Raw genomic sequence first — 17,131 nt, forward strand, 5'->3', positions numbered from 1 at the left:
TGCCCCGGTCTTCGTATGCGGGGCCCCGGTCTTCGCGTGCGGTTCTTCGCATGTCGCTCCCGCTCCCGGCTGGACGCCCGCGCCTCTTCGCACGTGCCGCACGTGCCTCCTCGCACGCAGTTCGGAGCACGCGGCTGGGCGCACGCGGCTCGGCGCACGCAGATCTCCTCGTACGGGGCCCCTCGCGGCCGGCCGCCCCGTACGCCGGTTCCTCGCACCGGGCGGCCTCACGTCTCCAGGGGGAGTTCGAGGGTGAGGCGGTAGCCGCCGGCAGGGGTGGGGGCCGCGGTGAGGCTGCCGCCGAGCAGGGCGGCGCGCTGGCGCAGGCCCTCCAGGCCGTGCTGGGAGCTGGGCAGGCGCAGGGCGGGGCGGGTGGCGGCGGTGTTGGTGACCTCGGTGGTGAGGGCGGTCGCGGTGTGCTGCACACGGACCTCGGCCCGCGCGCCGGGGGCGTGCTTGCGCACGTTGGTCAGGGCCTCCTGCACGGTGCGGTAGACGGCGCGCTGCACCGGCGGCGGCACCTCGTGCGGCAGGTCGAGCCGGAGTTCGGCTTCGATGCCGCTACCGGTGACCAGCCGCTCCAGGCCGGCCAGGGTGGGCTGTGGGGTGAGTTCGGTGGGGGCGCCGCCCGCGCCGCGCAACACGCTCACCATGTGCCGCAGCTCCTCCAGCGTCTGCACGCTGAGCCGGCGGATGGTGCTGGCCGCCTCCTTGGTCTCCGGGTCACGGGTGCTGACCTGGAGCGCGCCGGCCCGCACCGCGATGAGGCTGACCTGGTGGGAGACCACGTCGTGCATCTCGCGGGCGAGTTGGGCGCGCTCGGTGGCCAGCGCGGTCTGCGCGGTGAGCACCCGCTCCGTCTCCCTGGCCTCGGTGATCTCCGCCAGCCTGGCCGAGAGCTCGCGGCGGGTCTGGACGAGTTGGCCGAGGAAGAGCGCGGCGACGGCGGAGGCCAGGCCGTGGCCGGCGGTGAGCGCGGTGAAGATCCCGTAGTCGCCCTCGGCGAACCGGCCGGTGGGCCAGGGCAGTGCGTAGCAGGCGGCGAACGCCGCGGTGCAGCCGCCGAGTACGGCCCGGCTGCGGGTACGGGCGGCCAGCGTGGCCAGGGTGACCAGGGTGGCGGCGGTGGCCGCGGTGACCAGCACGGCGGGCAGCGAGAGCACGAACACCAGCAGCGGCAGAGTACGGCGCAGCACGAGCGCGCAGGCGGCCAGCAGGGCGCAGCCGACGCCGGTGCGGTCGGTGAGGTCGACGTTGATCCACAGGTCGAGGAGGCCGACCACGACCAGCAGGGCGTCGAGCAGGGGCGCGGGTATCCGGCGGGGGTTCACGCGCCGCCCCGGCCGGGGCCCAGCAGGCCGGCGCGCTGGGCGACCAGCGCCGCCTGGATGCGCCCGGTGACGCCCAACTTGGCGTAGATGGCGCTGACGTGGTCCTTGACGGTGCCGGTGCTCAGATAGAGCCGCTGGCCGATGTCGGTGTTGGACAGGCCGTCGGCGACCAGGACGAGGACGGCGCGTTCGCGGTCGGTGAGCCGGGCCACGGCGTGCGCGTCCGGGCCGGCCGCCGCGCCGTCCAGGTAGCCGCCCACCACCCGGCGGGTGACGCGGGCGGAGAGGACGACGCCGGCCGCGGCCAGGTTGCGGATCAGGTGCGGGAGTTGCTCGGGGTCGGTGTCCTTGAGGAGGAAGCCGGCCGCGCCCGAGCGCAGCGCCGTGGCCACGTACTCGTCGGTGTCGAAGGTGGTCAGCATGGCGACGACCGGCGGTTCGGGCAGGGCGCGCAGGTGTTCCAGGACGGTGAGCCCGTCCACGTCGGGCATCCGGATGTCGAGCAGGACCACGTCGGGGTGGTGTGCGCGGACGGCCGCCACGGCCTCGCCGCCGGGCACGGCCGCGACGACCTCGATGTCGTGGGCCGCGTCGAGGATGAGTTGGAACCCGCTCCGGATCAACGCCTCGTCGTCGACCACCAGTACCCGGACCACGCCGCCCCCTTCCGCCCCCGCCCACGCCCTGTGGTCCGACCTGCCTACCACGCGCACCGGGCCGGCGGCGCGCCGAACCGGCCGGCCCTGCCGGGTGGCGGAGCCACTCCAGCCGACCGGCGGGGATCGACAGCGTGCCGCCCGGTGGCTTCGGCGGCGCCGATGGCCGAGCGTGGAGCCATGGCAAACAGCACACGCGCCGCCGCGGAGGGCGATCCGCCGCGACCGGCTGGCGACGGTACGGGGGCTGACGCGGGGGTCGGCGTGCGGCCCGGTGCGACGTCAGGCGCCGCAGGTTGCACGCGCGTTGATACGGGCGACGGGGCGGGAGCCGGTACGGGCGTCGCCGCGGGAGCCCGTGGAGACCTCGGCACGAGCTCCTCCCCCGACGCCGAATCCGCCGCCGAACCCGACGCCGACCCCGGCAGCGCCCCTGAACCCACCACCACTCCCGCCCCCGAACCCCCCACCAGCACCACCCCCGCCCCCATCGCCGAATCCGGTACCAGCACCCGCACACCCCGCCCCGGACCGGTCGTCGAAGTCGGCGGGGCCCCCTCCCGCGCCGGCGCAGGCGGCGGTGCCGTGCGGCTCGTGGGGCTCGATCTCGCGCGCGGGCTGGCCGTGTTCGGCATGTACGCGGCGCACCTGGGGCCCGAGCCCGAACTCGGCGAACCCAGCGGCTTCCTCCTTGAGTTGGCGCACGGCAGGTCATCGGCGCTGTTCGCGGTGCTCGCCGGGGTGACGCTGGTCTTCCTCGCGGGCCGGCAGCCGCCGTCCGACGCCCGCGACGGGCGGCGGGCCGCGCTGCGGATCGCCATCCGCGCCCTGGTCCTGCTCGCCTTCGGCAGCGTACTGACGGCCAGCGGCACCAAGGTCGAGGTGATCCTCGCCTACTACGGCCTGTACTTCCTGCTCGCCCTGCCGTTCGTGCGGCTGACCAGCCGGGCGCTGGCCGCACTCGCGGTCGGCTGGGCGCTGGTGGGGCCGCAGTTGTGGTACATGGCGCAGCAGGTGTTCTGGGACAGTGCGCTGGAGCGGGGCATCGCCGCCCACGACCCACTCGCGCACTACGCCGAGGGCGAGGGCCTGACCCGGCTCCTGGTCACCGGCAACTATCCGGCGCTGGCCTGGATGCCGTTCGTGCTCGCCGGCATGGCCGTCGGCCGGCTCGACCTGCGCGCCCCGCGGGTACGGGCCCGGCTCGCGGTGCTGGGGCCAGCGCTCGCCGCGTTCGGCTACGGCGCCTCCTGGCTGGCGCTCCAGGTCCCGGCGGTCGGGGACCGGGCCGGGATGCCGCACGGCTGGTGGGCCGATACCGACGAGTGGCCCGAGGACCTCAACCCGGGCCTGCTCTTGCTGGCCGCCCCGCACAGCGAGACCACGCTCTCCGTCGTCGCCAACACCGGCGTCGCCCTCACCGTGGTCGCCGCGGCCCTGACCGCCATGGACCTGCTGCCGCGGCTGCGCCCGGCCGCCGTGCCGGTCATCGCGGTCGGCAGCATGTCGCTCAGCAGCTACGTCTTCCACATCGTGGGCATCCGCCTGCTGCACATCGACATCGAGGGCGACGACCTCTCCATCGGCCTGCTGCTCGGCTTCATCGCCGCCGTGAGCCTGTCCGCGTACGCCTGGTCGCGGTTCTTCCGCCGCGGCCCGCTGGAGTTCGTCCTGCACCACCTCTCCCTGCTGGGCCGCCGGCGGCGCTGACCGGCGGCGGCCCACCGCAGCGGGCGGGCACGGGTGCGGGTGCGGCTGCGGGGGCGGCCGAGTGCGTGGGCGAATGCGCGGGCGAGTGCGTACGAACCGGTCCGTACCAGCGCGGTTCGCACGGGCGCGGTGCACAGTGGCCCGGTCCGCATAGGCGCGGCTGATGACGATCTGGGACTACCCTCGGACCGTTCGTTCCCACAGAGTTTCCCGCAGAGTTTCCGTCACGGTTTCCCCGCACCGGGACTGACCAGCCGCGCGCCGGGCGCTGACCGGCGAGGTAGGCCACCGGCCGCGTTCGCACGGGAGGTTCACCTTGGAACTGGAAGTCCGGCACCTGCGCGCCATCGCCGCCATCAGCGACACCGGCAGCCTCACGCTGGCCGCGCGCCAACTCGGGATGTCCCAGCCGGCGTTGTCGAAGCTGCTCCAGCGCATCGAGCGCTGTGTGGGCGACACGCTGTTCGTCCGTACCCGCAGCGGTTCGGTGCCCACCCCGCTCGGCGCGGACGTGCTGGCCGAGGCGCACAGCGTGCTGCGCGGCATGAGCGGCATCCGGGAGCGGGCGCAGGCGTGGGGGGCCAGGGGCGGGCCGCGCGACCCGCTGACCCTCGGCGGGCACTGCGGCTACCCGCAGGTGGCCCTCGCCCGGCGGCTGCGCGGCCTGCCCTGGTGCCCCGAGGTGGCGCTGCGCGAGGACCTGGACCCGCAGGCCGCGGTGGACGGGCTCGCGGTGGGCGCCTGTGACCTGGCGCTGGTCTATCTGCCGCCGCAGGCCAGGCTCACGGTGCCGGACGCGGTCGGCGGGGTGGTGGTGCACGCCGACGAGCCGGTGTTCATCGCCCTGGCCCATGACCATCCGCTGGCCCGCGGCGGCGCGCCGGTGCCGCTGGAGCGGCTCGCCGACTTCCCGTGGGTCGACGAGCCGCCCGGCTACACGCTGTGGACGAGCTATCTGCGCCGCGCCTGCCACGAGGCGGCGGTCTCGCTCGACCAGCGGCACAGCACGGTCAGCCTGTTCACCGTGTTGGAGCTGGTCGCCGACGAGCAGGCGATCGCGCCGGCGTTCTCCACCAGCAGCGACCATCCGGGACACATCGTCATCCGGCCGCTCGCCGACCAGCCGCTCCGTCTCGAACTGCACCTGTTCTACCGCCGGCACAGCCTCCCGCACCGACACCTGGACGAGGTCCTGCACCACCTCGCCGACGCCTACCGGGACCGGCTCGGGTGCAGCGGCGCGTACGACGACTGGTGGCTCGGCCGGCGGGAGCCCGTGCTGGAGTGATCAAGCGGGAGCCGGCGCCGATGTGAACAGGCGGGAGCCGGCGCCGGGGGCGATCAGGGGTGGAGGGCCAGGCCGGTGCCGGTGGCCAGGGTGACCCCGTAGGTCTGGAGGATCTCGTTGACCGGCTGGAACCAGGTCTTGCCGCCCCGCGTGCAGTCGCCCGAACCGCCCGAGGTCACGCCCTGCGCCTGCTGCCCCGCGATGGCCGAGCCGCCCGAGTCACCCGGCTCGGCACACACATTGGTCTCCAACAACTCCGTGACCTGGCCCTGGTCCCCGTAGTCGACGGAGGAGTCCCAGGAGATGACGGTGCCGCAGTGCCACCCGGTGGTGCCGCCCGAGCGGCACAGGGACGCACCGACCGGCGCCTCCTGGGAACCGGCCACGGTCACCCGCTCGTTGTTGCGGTAGCGGTTGACCGCCGGTACGAGGGTGTTGCCCGCGGCCACCCGTATGTGCGCCATGTCGTCGCCGGGGAAGCTGGAGCCGGTGAACTGGCCGCTGGGCTGGGTGGTGCGCTCGCCGACCTCACCGCAGTGGCCGGCGCTGACGAACCCGTCGTTGACGGTGAACCCGACCGAGCAGCCGTACTGGGAGGTCCAGTAGCGGTTGCCGCCGACCACGTCGAGCAGCGGGCGCGGCGCCTGCCGCGCCCGCTCGTACCGCACCAGTTCGGCGCGTACGCCCGCCGCGCGGACGAACGCCCGGGCCGCTGCGGCGTCCGCCGTGCGGTGCCGGACCACGACGGCGTTGCCGACCGGGTCGGTGCGCCATCCGGCGACGGTACCCGGAGCCGGGTCGCCGGCCGCGTCCAGGGCGCGGACGGCCGCCTTGAGCACCTCCTCGGAGTGCGCGACGGGCCGCGGCTCGGCGCCCGCCGCGCGGACCGCCGCCGCGTCGGCCGGGTCGGTGACGGCCACCACCAGCCGGGCGGTGCGCGCGTCGTACCAGGTGCCGCCGAGCCGCGGACCGAGCTCGGCCCGTACCCGGCGGTCCACGGCGCCGGCCCGGTCCTCGGCGGCCAGCCGGTCGAGCGCCGCCTCACGGGTCAGCCCCAGGTCGCGCTGGAGGGCGTCGAGCGCGCCGGGCGAGGTGGCGAGCGCGGCGCCCCGGCCGGCCGGAGCCGGCGCCTGGCCCTGCGCATCGGCACCGGCCGGCTGCGTGACGAGTACGGTGGCCGCGCAGGTGACCGTCGTCAACAGGGCTGCCACCAGGGAGAACCGTCGTCTAGGCATGGTGCTGCTCCTTCGTTGTGAGGGGACGGACGAGCCCCACGGACGCCCCCCATGCGGACGCGATCGGCCGGGACACAGCCGGTGTGGACGCGCCCCGCGCCAAAGCGTTCGGTACGGCGCGCGTCGTCGCCCTGGCTGTCCTGGCCGTACGAGCTGCCCGTACGGCCCCGGCGGTACGGGCCCGAGCCGGCGCACGGTGACCGCCGGCGGGGTGAGTGGGGTGGGGGTGGGGGTCCGGCCGGGCACGTGGGGGCGCCGGCCGGATCGGGTGTCGGCAGCACACCGGCACCACCAGCGAAGGTAGCCAGCGCGCCCCGCCCCGTGGAGATGCCAACTCGGCATAACGGGGCGGGGCGCGCTGGCGGGCGACCGGTCGGGGCGGCCGGACGGTGCGGCCGGACGGGTGCGGGCGCACGGCCGCGGGCGTCCGGTGCAGCCAGCCCGTACGGCCGACCTGCGGCGTGGGACCGGCGACCTGCGACCTGCGACCTGCGACCTGCGACCCGCAACGTGCAACAGAGGTACGCGGCGTGGCCAGATTCCGCGGGGCCCGGCCGGGGGCGTCGGATCAGCCGACCGTACCGGCCAGTTCGCCAAGGACCGCCCAGGCGCGGCGGCGGCTCTCCTCGCCCGCGGTCTCCGTACCGGCGAACACCACCTCGGTCGCCCCCGCGTCCCGGTAGCGCTGCACCTCGGCGGCGATCGCCGCCTCGTCACCGATCGCCGCGACGTCGACGGCGCGTTCGGCCCCGGAGAGTTCGATCACCCGCGCGTAGGAGGGGATCTGCTCGTAGAACGCGAGCCGCTCGGCGGTCTCGGCGCGGACGCGCTCCACGTCGTCGGTGACCACGCCGTGCACGAGGGCCACGATCCGCGGCGCGGGGCGGCCCGCGGCCTCGGCGGCCTTGGTGACGGCCGGCACGATGTGCTCGCCGAGGGCGCGCGGGCCGGCCAGGAACGGCAGGATGCCGTCGGAGAGTTCGCCGCTGACCCGCAGCGCCTTCGGGCCCATGGCCGCCACCAGCAGCGGAACGCCGGCATCGGCGCCGGCCACCCGGGCCGGGATGGGCGTCGCCGCGCCGAGGAGTTCGCCGCGGTAGTCGACGTTGCCGGTCTCCAGGAGCGGGCGGATGGCGGTCAAGAACTCCCGCAACCGGTCCACGGGGCGTTCGAAGGGCAGCCGGAAACCTTCCTCGACGACCAGCTTGCTGCCGAGCGCCAGGCCGAGGTGGTAGCGGCCGTGGGTGGCGGCCTGGGCCGTCAGTGCCTGGCTGGCCACGGTCAGCGGGTGGCGTCCGAAGACCGGGATGGCCGAGGTGCCGACCTGGAGTTCGGGCACGGCGCGCCCGACGAGGGCGGCCAGTTGGGGCGAGTCGGCGCCGAAGGTCTGCCCGAACCAGGCGGACCGCAGTCCGGCCGCGGCGGCCTCGGTGGCGAGTTGCACGGTGGCGTCGATCTGGTTGGCGGCTTCCGCCGCGTTCAGCGAGATTCCCACAGTCATGGTCGATCCAACCGGCAACACGGGCAGCTCATTCCGCAGTTGACCGCGGGTCATGCCGGTTGCGGGACCCCGCCGCGGGGAGCGGTTGGCCGGTCGCGGTTGGCCAGGGCCGGGTCGCGCGGTGACGGTTGATGGGGTCGCGGAGTGGCAGGGTGCCGGCGCGGGGTGGTCGGACGGATTTGCCGGGCGCGCAGTGAACCCCCGCCGCCGACCGTGCATCTCAACTTCCGAAGCCGGCAACGCCGATCGACGACCTCCGCGCCGACACGGACCGCGGCCCGCCGGATTCTCGGACTTCTCTTGACCGCGTTAGATGTGAGTGATTTATTACTCTTAGCAGATGTGCGATGGCCCGCATCCGCTCAACGACCCTCCCCGCGTTGCCCATCACGGACGCATTCCGTCCCGCCAACTGCCGTACATACAGAGCTAAATGGCCATATTCGCCACTACGCGCCGTGGCACTCACCGGCGTGCCACCAAGAGTAATTCACCACTCATCACTGCCCCCTGTCCTTGACGTGCCCGCACCCCCACCCGTCAGCCACTGACCCCCTAGCCACCCCCTAGCCCGCCCACCACCACCCCACGCGCCCCACGCCGCGAACCCCTGCCGTACGACTCCCCGCGCCATCGCAAAGGACGTGCACCATGCCTCCGATTCCTGCCGACCCCTACCGCAGCCGATATCTCGCACCCTTGGACGATGGGGTCACGGCACACGCCCTGACCAAGTACGGGGCCCCAGCATGATCCGCGGCCAACGCGAACTGCTCATCCACGCACCGGTGGAGCGGGTGTGGCGGCTGCACACCGACGTCGCCGCCTGGCCAGTGTGGAACTCGGGGATCGACCGGGTCGCCCCGACCGGCACGCTGACCGTCGGCTCCAGCTTCCGCTGGCGCAGCCACGGGCTGGCCGTGAGCTCGACGGTCATCGCGCTCACCCCCGGCCGGCACATCACCTGGGAGAGCCCGGCGGCCGGCATCCACGAGGTCCACCGCTGGACGTTCACGGCCATCGGCGACAACACGCTGGCCCGCACCGAGGAGACCTGGTCGGGCCCGCGCGTGGACGCCGACCCGTACGGCCTGCGGGCCGAGCTGACGCAGTCGCTGACGGTCTGGCTCAGGGACCTCAAGCGCACCACGGAGTGCAGGTAGGCGCCGGGGCGCCGCGGGTGGGCCGCCGACGGGGCGGTGGGGGCGAGACGGGGTGGGACAGGCGTTACGCCAGCCCGTCGGCGCTCCCGGTACGTCAACCGAGCCGGCGGCCCCGGTGCGTCAACCAGCCGCCCGCGGCAGCAACTCCAGTGCGTCGATCGCGGCCGGGGACAGCACCTCCGGGGTCAGGTCCGCGATCCGGTGCCAGGCGACCGCGCTGGTCGCGCCGTCCGTCTCGGTGACCCGCAGCGTGCCCGGGGCCAGCTCGACCGCGTAGAAGAGGCCGGTCAGGTGCCAGTGCGTGCCGTTGCGGTGAGCGGTGTAGCTCTTGGCGTCCAGCAGCCGGACGGCGCGTGCCGTACGGCCGCTCTCCTCGTGGAGTTCGCGGGCCAGCGCCTGGGCCGGCTGCTCGCCGGGGTCGATGCCGCCGCCCGGCAGGTGCCACAGCCCGGGCGCGAAGACCGGCGAGGCGGCGGAGAGCCGGGTCAGCAGCAGCCGGTCGGCCTCCACGACGATCGCGTACGCAGAGACGCGGGTCCTGATGTCCACGGGGTGCCTCCCTCGATGCCGGCCACGACGGTCGTACCGGCTGCCCCATCATGATCGCGCCGGGGCGGTGGCGGGCCGGGTGCCCTGCGGGCGGCGCGTGGTGAGCGGTGGGCAGTCGGCGGGCGGTGGGCGGTGGGCAGGCGGGTGACAACCACACCGCCCCCACGCGCCCCTCCCTTCCCTGGCCAACCCAGCAGTGTCACCCACAAGATTCACTCCAGCTACCGTCTGCATCAGGACAACACCGCTACATCAGGACAACGGGCGAACTCGCTCTGTCCCCTGCGGAGCGGCGCCCCTACGCTGATAGGCGCAGTTGGTTCACGCCATCCACCAGTGGCGTGACGCAAGAGGGAACCCGGTGTGAGTCCGGGACTGTCCCGCAACGGTGAGTGGGAGCTCACGCCGTCGACGTCCGACCCGCAGCGGCGGGCCCGGGAGCGGTGGCCGGTAGCTGTCCGTCGGAAGTCCGGCAGGCCCCATGAGTCCGAAGACCTGCCGCTGCTCACGTGCGTGGTGCACGTGGTGTGTGCACGGTGGCCTCGTGGACTGGGTCGGCGGTACAGGTGGCTGCGCGGGGCCTCACCCCGCGCTTCGCCCTCGCCCCTCCCCCGTCATCGCTCGGGGCACGGGATGACGAGGGAGGACGCATGCCTGGCCACGGAGATCCGCAACCGGGCCGATCGGCGCATCGCCCCCGTACCCCCACCGGCGCCCCCACCGCACTCCCGGACACGGCGCCCGCACCCACCACGCCCCCGGCCACGGTGCCCGCGCTCCCAGCTCCGTCCGGCGCACCCGCGCCACCCCCACGCACGGCGCCCGCGCCCCCGCCCGGCGCCCCCACCACGACCCCGGTTCCGGCCATCGCCGCCGGCGTCTGCCACGGCACCCTGGGCGAGCTCTACCAGGGCCCGTTGCGCGCCGGCCCGACGCCCGACATCGCCCTGGTCTCCTTCCCGGTGGACCGGCACTCCTGGGTGTACTTCACGCCGGGCGCAGGACCACCAGGGCCGCTGCCGCTGGGCGCGAAGGCGGCGAAGGCGGTGCGGCTGTTCCTCGACCGGTTCGACCTCCAACTGCCGCCCGGGCACTGGAGCACCCATTCCGACCTGCGGATCGGCGTCGGCATGGCGAGTTCGACCGCCGACGTCGTGGCCACCTTGCGCTGTCTGTTCCGGCTCTTCCTGCTGCCGTACGACCAGCAGGTGGTGCTCGGCATCCTGGCCGCGATCGAGCGGGCCGACAGCGTCTTCCTGGACGAGTTCGCGCTGCACCTGAGCGCCCGGCACCGGGTGGTGCGCACCCTCGGCACCGCCATCGGCTTCCACACCGCGTTCGTCACCGAGCCCGGCACCGTGGACACCGGCGCCGTCACCGCGCTGCTGCTGCGCCACTACCGGCGGCGCGGCGAGGAGTACGAGCGGTGCCTGTCCGACCTGTTGAAGGGGTTCGACACCGGCGACCCGGCCGTCGTCGCCCGGGCCGCCACCACCAGTGCGGTGCTCTCCCAGGAGGCGCTGCCCAAGCAGACGTTCGCCAGCGTGCTCGGGCACCGCGAGCGGTTCGGGGCCGACGGCGTCTTCGTCGCCCACACCGGCTCGCTGGTCGGCTACCTCTTCGTCGACCGCCCACCCAGCGACGTCAAGTCCGAACTCTCCGCCTTCTTCCGTTCGCTCGGCCACCAGTGCTCATTCGCCCAAGGAGGCTACGGGTGATCCACCCCCACATCGCCGACGCCCTGAAGGTCCCCGATCTGATCCGCCTCACCGACGGCATGGTGCTGCTCCGCTTCGAGTCGATGAAGATCTACTCGGCGCTCGGCGCCGTCCGCGACCTGCTGGACCGGGGCGTGGTGCGCCCGGGCCAGACGCTCATCGACAGTTCGAGCGGCATCTACGCGCACGCCCTCGCGCTCGCCTGCCACCGCTACGGCATGCACTGCCACATCGTCGCCTCCACCACCGTCGACGCCACCACGCTCGCCCAGTTGGAGGTGCTGGGCGCCACCGTGGAGCAGGTGAAGCCGTCCGAGAACCTCAAGCTCGACCAGCAACTGCGGGTGCGCCGGGTGCGCGAGATCCTCGCCGACCACCCGGAGGTGCACTGGATGCGCCAGTACCACGACGACATCCACTACCTGGGATACCGGGAGATCGCGGACGCGGTCGCCGCCGAGTTGGCCGACACGCTGGCCGGCCGGCCGCTGACCGTGGTCGGCGGCGTCGGCTCCGGCGCCTCCACCGGCGGGCTGGTGACCCATCTGCGGCGCACCGACCCCAGCGTGCGACTGGTGGGGGTGCAGCCGTTCGGCAGCGTCACCTTCGGCAGCCAGGACCACCACGACCCGGAGGCCATCATCGCCGGGATCGGCTCCTCCATCGTCTTCGACAACGTGCGCCACCACCTCTACGACGCCCTGCACTGGATGGACTTCGTGCACGCCCTGTCCGGGTCGGTGGCGCTGCTGCGCGAGCACGCCGTCTTCGCCGGCCTGTCCACCGGCGCCGGCTATCTGGCCGCCACCGACGCCGCGCGCCGCGACCCGGACCGGCTGCACCTGGTGATCGGCGCCGACACCGGACACCGCTACGTGGAGCGGGTCTTCGCCCGGCACGCCGAGGCCCGCGACCTCACAACCCTCGCCCCCGTCGACGTCAGCAGCCCCGAGGAGATGACCATGCCCTGGTCCACGATGGCGTGGAACCGCGCCGCGTGCCCCGCGCACTGGAAGGAGCAGGCGGCATGAGCGTGGTCTGCCTGGAATCGCTCACCTTCGGCCTCGGCCACCTGGTGCGCGCCGCCGACGGGCTCGGCGAGCGGCTGCGGCTGCTGACCCGCGACCCGGGTTACTACGCGCACGAGTTGGCGCGGCTGCCGGCCGGCGCGCTGGACGTGGTGGAGGTGGAGACCTTCGACACCGAGCAGGTCGCCGCAGCGCTGGCCGGCACGCCCGAACTGCGCGGCCTGATCAGCTCGACCGACACCTGGACGCTGGTCGGCGCCGAACTCGCGGCCCGCTTCGGCCTGCCCGGCCTCGCCACCGACGTGCTGCGGCTGACCCGCGACAAGGTCGCCGTGCGCAACCGGCTGCACGCGGCCGGGCTGACCCGCGGCCGGGCCGTGGAGGCGGCGGACGCCGCGCACGACCCGGCGCTTCGGGCGGCGCTGCTGAAGGAGGTGGGGCTGCCCGCGGTGGTCAAGGACTCGGCGGGCACCGGCAGTCAGAACGTGTTCCTGGTCCGCGACGAGGACGCGTGGCAGACGGCGCTGGACGCCGTCGCGGGGCGGAAGCTGATGGGCAGGCCGTTCGCCGAACCGTACTTCAGCGGCCCCCTCTACAGCGCCGAGACCCTCACCTGGGCCGGCCGCACCCGGCTGCTCGGCGTCTCCAGCCGGCTGATGTCGCCCGAGCCGTACTTCCGCGAGGAGATCACCGCCTTCCCGGTCGCCTTCCCGGCCGGTCAACACGCTGAACTGGAGCGGTGGTTGGACACCGTGCTGGCCGCGCTCGACTACACCGACCGGTTCGCGCACGTGGAGTTCGTGCTCACCACCGCGGGGCCCGAGGTGGTGGAGGTCAACCCGCGGATCGGCGGCGCGCTGGTCGGCGAGGGGCTGTGCCGGGCGCTGGGCGTCAACGTGTACGAGGCGATGGTGGAGGCCGCGCTGGGGCGCCGGCCCGGGCTGCTGGACGCCGAGCTGCCGGGTGGGCCCGCCGTCGCCTTCGTCCTCGGCTACCCGGCCGAGCCCGGCACCTTCACCGAGGTCACCGGGCTCGACCGGCTGGCCGACATGCCCGGCGCGCCGGCCTGGTACCCGACCAAGCGGATCGGCGACCCGATCGAGCACCTGGCGGACAGCCGCGGCTACGCCGGCATCGTGTACGCGGAGGGCGAGAGCGCGGAGCTCGCCACCCACCGGGCGGTCGCCGCGGCCTGTGGCGTCCGGGTGCACACCGCGCCGTTCGCCCCACCGGCGGCGGGCCCGGCGCACGATGGCTGAGCGCCCCACCGGCGGCCCGGGCCTGCGGACCGCGCTCGGCACGCTCAGCATCCCGCTGCGGTTCCTGCTGCTCAGCTCGTTCCTGATCCCGCTCGGCAGCTTCATGGTGCTGCCGTTCATGTCGGTGTTCCTGCACGAGCGGCTCGGCATGGGGCTCGGCACGGTCGGCGTGGTGCTGGCCGCGGCCTCGCTCGTGCAGTTCTCCGGCGGGATCGCCGGCGGCGCGCTCGCGGAGCGGATCGGGCTGCGGCGCACCATGCTGTGGGCGCTGGTCGTCCGCACCGCCGGGTTCGTGGGGCTGCTGCTGGCGCTGCGCTGGCCGCCGCTGGCGGTCGGCGCGCTGATCCTCACCTGTTGCGGCGCGGCCCTTTACCTGCCGGCGAACAAGGCGTACCTGGTGCACGGCGTGGACGAGGAGCGCCGGCCGGCGTTCCTGTCCGCCGGCAATGCGGCGCTGAACGCGGGCATGGCGGTGGGGCCGCTGGTGGCGGGCCCGTTCGTACTGTCCTCGCCCGGCTGGCTGTTCGTCGCCGTCACGGCGCTGTTCGTACTGGTCACCGCGGGGCACGCGCGGCTGCCCGCGCCCTCGGGCGAGGCGCTGGCCATCGCGGACGAGGGCCGGCAGGGCCTGCTGTCCGGGGTGGCGCTGCTGCCGTTCGTCGCCAACGGGCTGGCGTTCTACCTGTACTTCCACTTCCAGCACTACCTGGCCGTGTACGCGGTCGAGCGGGCGTCCAGCGAGTTCTACAGCCTGGTGCTGCTGTTGTGCTTCGCGCTGGTCATCGTCGTGCAGCCGCTGGCCTCGGGGGCGATCCGGCGGATGCCGTACGGGCTGGCGCTGGCCGTCGGCTTCCTCGGGCTCGCCGCGGGACTTGCCGTGCTGGCGGTCGGCAACCGGCCGGCGCTGCTGGCCGGCGGCGCGCTGATCACCCTCGGTGACATCGTGCTCTTCCTCAAGAACGACCTGGAGGCGCTGCGCCGCAGCCCCCGCTCGGACGCCGTGGTCTTCGGCCAGCAACGGCTGGCCGCCGGCATCGGCGCCTGCGCCAGCGGGGTGCTCGGCGGGCAGCTCTACGGCGCGGCCGAGCACGCGGGCGACGCCGGCTGGTTCTGGCTCTGGGCCGCCGCCCAGTGCCTGCTGCTGCCACCGCTGCTGGTGCTGCTGCGCCGCCCCGCGGCCGACCTCCCCCGACCCCACGGCGACACCGAAGGAGCGCTGACGCGACCATGACCGACACCGGTGGGTTCCAGGACGACGACTTCTGGATCGAGTTCTACGACTTCCTCTTCTCCGAGCAACGCTTCACGCAGGCCGAGGAGTTGCTGGCCGGATCGCCGCTGCTGGCCTTCCCGGCCGGCGCCCGCATCCTGGACCTGTGCTGCGGGCCCGGCGTCTTCGCCACGCCGCTGGCCGCCGCCGGGCACCGGGTCACCGGCGTGGACCGCAGCGAGGACCTGCTGGGGCGCGCCCGCGACCGCGCCGCCGGCTCCGGCGTGGAGATCGACTACGTGTCGGCCGATGTGCGCGACTACCGCCCCGGCCAACCCTTCGACGTGGTCCTCAACCTGTTCACCTCCTTCGGCTACTTCGAGGACCCGGCCGACAACGCCCGGACGCTCGACACCATGTACGCATCACTGGCGCCCGGTGGCACGCTGCTGCTCGACATGGCAGGCAAGGAGCAGTTGGCCGGCCGGGTCACCCCGCCCAAGGTGGTGCGGCGCGGCGATGACCTGATGGTGCAGACCGACACGGTGCTTGACGAGTGGGCGCGGCTGCGCAGCGACTGGGTGCTGGTACGGGGCGAGCGGGTCACCCGGGCGGCGCTGGTGTGGTTCGTGTACAGCGCGGTGGAGCTGCGGCAGTTGGTGCGGGAAGCGGGGTTCGAGCGCATCGAGGTCTTCGGCGGGTTCGACGGCCGCCCGTACGACCAGGACGCCGAGCGGCTGATCCTGCGGGCCGTACGGCCGGCCTGAGCCGCGGGGGCGGGCGCGCGGGCCGTGCTCCGCCGCGAGCGGGCGCGGGGCGGGCCGGCGTTATGCGGGCCGACGCCACGCGGTGCGGCGTCACGCGGTGCGGCGTCACGCGGCGTGGTACGGGTGCGACCGGCGCGAGGGGCTACCGCCCGCAGTCCCCCGCGCCGGTACGACCGTGGCCGCGGCTCACGGCGTGCGCCGGGCCGCGATGGGTGGGCCGGGGCGGCCCGGACGCGGGTTCCGCGCGTCGCACCGCCGCGGCCCCGCCCCGTCGGCGCCCGCAGCGCCCGCCGTGTCTACTCCGCCTGCTGGGCGTGCGGGGCGGTGGCCGGGGGTTCGGCCGGGCGGGCCCGGCCGCCGTCGTGCCCGGAGGCCACCACGGCGACGAGACCGACCGCGACCGCGGCGACGACCAGGCGGCCGAGCGCCCGTCCGGCCCAGCGCGGGGCGTCCGCGGCGCCGCCGCGGGTGGGCGCGCCCAGCCGCTCGGCCCGCCGGGCCGGCCGCAGCAGCCGGAGCAACAGCAGCCCAGCGATGGGAAGTTGGAGCAGCCACAGCACGGTGCGCGGCCAGCCGTCGTACCAGACGTTGGTGCCGTACAGCAGGGTGTGCCAGACGCTCAGCACGTAGATGACGATGACGAACCGGTGCAGCCGGCGCCAGGTGTTGGCACCGATGCGGTGCCGTACGTAGAAGAGCAGGCCGAGCGGGACCGCCAGGTAGAGGGCGCCCTGCCCGATGGGGATGGCGGTGCGGCCGGTGCCCGAGTCGTACCAGCCGGGCACGAAGCTGTCGGCGAAGCCGCCCCACAGCCGATCCAGCCAGCCGAGGTCGGTCTCGTAGCGGACCAGTTCGGCCGCGAACAGCAGGGCGTGGGCGGCCATCAGCGCCATGGTGGTGAGGCTGGTGGTGCGGTGCCAGCGTTCCCACACCGCCCGGCGCACCCCGAGCTTTGCCGGCCCCGGGCCCGAGAGCACCAGACCCAGCATCACCGTGCCCCACGCCCACAGCAGCCCCGACCAGCCGAACGCCTGGCTGAGCAGGTACATCCAGTAGGTGCGGGAGTCGTTCATGAACGGCATCACGGACACCGTGTCCGAACTGCCGTCGTCCATCCGGACGTACAGCAGGACGAAGACCGCGGCCGTCACGACCAGCGCGGCGGCGGCGTCCGGCACGGCGGCCCGCAGATCGGCGCGGAGCGCGATCCGGTCGGCCGGGCGCCGGTCACGCTCGGGCTCCGCGGTCGTACCCTCCCCGTCCGGTGGGGCGTCTCGCAACATCGGCTGAGCCTCCCGAGCACGGGGCCACGACGGGGTGGCGGGGGTGGCGCGTGGGCCGTACGAACACGAGTGTGAGGGAGAGCCCAGCGTTGCGGAGCGCATGATTCAGCCAGAACGAGCGTACGAAATCGCCGGTCAGCCTGCGGGTTCAGGGCGCGACAGCATAGGTCTGGACCAGCATTGGCCGCATTCGCCGCCCCGCGGAACGCGTTCTCGGCCGTGGCGCGATTCACCCCGTGGACGGCTGTCATGTCCACTGCTATGGCCGCGGCTTCGTCCATCGCCGTGCCGGCTGCTGGCCACTGTCGCGGCCGGTGCGGTGCGGCAGGCGCGGCCGGAGGCTTCTCTGTCGTCCCGGCCGGTGCGGTGCCGCGGGCGCGGCCGGTGCGGTGCCGCGGGCGCGGCCGGTGCGGTGCCGCGGGCGCGGCCGGTG

At 74.2% G+C, this 17,131-nt stretch carries 14 protein-coding genes and 1 riboswitch; of the genes, 8 read left to right on the forward strand and 6 right to left on the reverse strand.

All coding sequences use genetic code 11. The features are described from left to right. Window positions 1–227 precede the first annotated feature (227 nt). Together ACMA1D_RS07390 and ACMA1D_RS07395 are read right to left on the reverse strand one after the other, a co-directional pair. A complete protein-coding gene (locus ACMA1D_RS07390) occupies window positions 228–1,331 on the reverse strand; it encodes a sensor histidine kinase (RefSeq protein ID WP_414723067.1) in 1,104 nt (367 codons plus the stop codon). Next, window positions 1,328–1,987, reverse strand: a complete 660-nt coding sequence (locus ACMA1D_RS07395) for a response regulator transcription factor (protein ID WP_349993383.1) — start codon at window positions 1,985–1,987, stop codon at window positions 1,328–1,330. The genes ACMA1D_RS07390 and ACMA1D_RS07395 overlap by 4 nt, the downstream gene beginning before the upstream one ends. A gap of 180 nt (window positions 1,988–2,167) precedes the next feature. Here ACMA1D_RS07395 and ACMA1D_RS07400 point away from each other — a divergent pair, with 180 nt between their 5' ends. Both ACMA1D_RS07400 and ACMA1D_RS07405 read left to right on the forward strand, forming a co-directional pair. After that, window positions 2,168–3,697: a DUF418 domain-containing protein gene (locus tag ACMA1D_RS07400; RefSeq protein WP_414723068.1), complete on the forward strand. Its 1,530-nt coding sequence runs from the start codon at window positions 2,168–2,170 to the stop codon at window positions 3,695–3,697. Window positions 3,698–4,013: 316 nt separating this feature from the next. Continuing rightward, entirely contained in the window at window positions 4,014–4,985 is a 972-nt protein-coding gene (locus ACMA1D_RS07405; protein WP_414723069.1) for a LysR family transcriptional regulator, read from the forward strand. Between the two features lie 53 nt (window positions 4,986–5,038). Here the strand turns inward: ACMA1D_RS07405 and ACMA1D_RS07410 are convergent, their stop codons facing one another. Together ACMA1D_RS07410 and ACMA1D_RS07415 are read right to left on the reverse strand one after the other, a co-directional pair. Further along, window positions 5,039–6,220, reverse strand: coding sequence for a S1 family peptidase (locus ACMA1D_RS07410; protein ID WP_414723070.1), 1,182 nt, complete (start codon window positions 6,218–6,220; stop codon window positions 5,039–5,041). A 568-nt stretch (window positions 6,221–6,788) separates the two neighbouring features. Next, complete coding sequence (locus ACMA1D_RS07415) at window positions 6,789–7,721, reverse strand: TIGR03564 family F420-dependent LLM class oxidoreductase (RefSeq protein ID WP_414723071.1); 933 nt, start codon at window positions 7,719–7,721, stop codon at window positions 6,789–6,791. A 749-nt stretch (window positions 7,722–8,470) separates the two neighbouring features. Here ACMA1D_RS07415 and ACMA1D_RS07420 point away from each other — a divergent pair. Further along, on the forward strand, window positions 8,471–8,884 hold the full coding sequence (locus ACMA1D_RS07420; RefSeq protein ID WP_414723072.1) for an SRPBCC family protein: 414 nt from the start codon (window positions 8,471–8,473) through the stop codon (window positions 8,882–8,884). A gap of 120 nt (window positions 8,885–9,004) precedes the next feature. Here the strand turns inward: ACMA1D_RS07420 and ACMA1D_RS07425 are convergent, their stop codons facing one another. Then, a complete protein-coding gene (locus ACMA1D_RS07425; RefSeq protein WP_414723073.1) occupies window positions 9,005–9,433 on the reverse strand; it encodes an NUDIX hydrolase in 429 nt (142 codons plus the stop codon). Window positions 9,434–9,733: 300 nt separating this feature from the next. Next, a riboswitch (cobalamin riboswitch) is annotated at window positions 9,734–9,951 on the forward strand. A gap of 132 nt (window positions 9,952–10,083) precedes the next feature. On the opposite strand from ACMA1D_RS07425, the gene ACMA1D_RS07430 reads away from it, so the two are divergent. From ACMA1D_RS07430 to ACMA1D_RS07450, 5 genes are read left to right on the forward strand one after another with little or no spacing between them, the layout of a single operon-like run. After that, a complete protein-coding gene (locus tag ACMA1D_RS07430; protein ID WP_414723074.1) occupies window positions 10,084–11,151 on the forward strand; it encodes a hypothetical protein in 1,068 nt (355 codons plus the stop codon). After that, entirely contained in the window at window positions 11,148–12,182 is a 1,035-nt protein-coding gene (locus ACMA1D_RS07435; RefSeq protein WP_414723075.1) for a cysteine synthase family protein, read from the forward strand. Before ACMA1D_RS07430 ends, ACMA1D_RS07435 begins: the two co-directional genes overlap by 4 nt. Further along, the gene (locus ACMA1D_RS07440) at window positions 12,179–13,438 is read left to right on the forward strand and encodes an ATP-grasp domain-containing protein (RefSeq protein WP_414723076.1); all 1,260 of its coding nucleotides are present in this window, start codon (window positions 12,179–12,181) and stop codon (window positions 13,436–13,438) included. The genes ACMA1D_RS07435 and ACMA1D_RS07440 overlap by 4 nt, the downstream gene beginning before the upstream one ends. Beyond that, window positions 13,431–14,669, forward strand: coding sequence for an MFS transporter (locus ACMA1D_RS07445; RefSeq protein WP_414723077.1), 1,239 nt, complete (start codon window positions 13,431–13,433; stop codon window positions 14,667–14,669). The genes ACMA1D_RS07440 and ACMA1D_RS07445 overlap by 8 nt, the downstream gene beginning before the upstream one ends. Next, a complete protein-coding gene (locus ACMA1D_RS07450; RefSeq protein WP_414723078.1) occupies window positions 14,666–15,415 on the forward strand; it encodes a class I SAM-dependent methyltransferase in 750 nt (249 codons plus the stop codon). The genes ACMA1D_RS07445 and ACMA1D_RS07450 overlap by 4 nt, the downstream gene beginning before the upstream one ends. A gap of 296 nt (window positions 15,416–15,711) precedes the next feature. Here ACMA1D_RS07450 and ACMA1D_RS07455 read toward each other — a convergent pair whose 3' ends face one another. Further along, on the reverse strand, window positions 15,712–16,698 hold the full coding sequence (locus ACMA1D_RS07455; RefSeq protein WP_414723079.1) for a ferric reductase-like transmembrane domain-containing protein: 987 nt from the start codon (window positions 16,696–16,698) through the stop codon (window positions 15,712–15,714). Window positions 16,699–17,131 lie beyond the last annotated feature (433 nt).

It is taken from the genome of Streptomyces sp. 796.1 (genome assembly GCF_047525675.1).
In the GTDB taxonomy this organism is placed as follows: domain Bacteria; phylum Actinomycetota; class Actinomycetes; order Streptomycetales; family Streptomycetaceae; genus Streptomyces.

What these genes read in the sequence shown, in the direction of transcription:
- ACMA1D_RS07420 (WP_414723072.1), top strand. Translation starts at nt 8,471, where the DNA reads ATGATCCGCGGCCAACGCGAACTGCTCATCCACGCACCGGTGGAGCGG.
- ACMA1D_RS07430 (WP_414723074.1), top strand. Translation starts at nt 10,084, where the DNA reads ATGCCTGGCCACGGAGATCCGCAACCGGGCCGATCGGCGCATCGCCCC.
- ACMA1D_RS07400 (WP_414723068.1), top strand. Translation starts at nt 2,168, where the DNA reads ATGGCAAACAGCACACGCGCCGCCGCGGAGGGCGATCCGCCGCGACCG.
- ACMA1D_RS07445 (WP_414723077.1), top strand. Translation starts at nt 13,431, where the DNA reads ATGGCTGAGCGCCCCACCGGCGGCCCGGGCCTGCGGACCGCGCTCGGC.
- ACMA1D_RS07440 (WP_414723076.1), top strand. Translation starts at nt 12,179, where the DNA reads ATGAGCGTGGTCTGCCTGGAATCGCTCACCTTCGGCCTCGGCCACCTG.
- ACMA1D_RS07415 (WP_414723071.1), bottom strand. Translation starts at nt 7,721, where the DNA reads ATGACTGTGGGAATCTCGCTGAACGCGGCGGAAGCCGCCAACCAGATC.
- ACMA1D_RS07450 (WP_414723078.1), top strand. Translation starts at nt 14,666, where the DNA reads ATGACCGACACCGGTGGGTTCCAGGACGACGACTTCTGGATCGAGTTC.
- ACMA1D_RS07410 (WP_414723070.1), bottom strand. Translation starts at nt 6,220, where the DNA reads ATGCCTAGACGACGGTTCTCCCTGGTGGCAGCCCTGTTGACGACGGTC.
- ACMA1D_RS07455 (WP_414723079.1), bottom strand. Translation starts at nt 16,698, where the DNA reads ATGTTGCGAGACGCCCCACCGGACGGGGAGGGTACGACCGCGGAGCCC.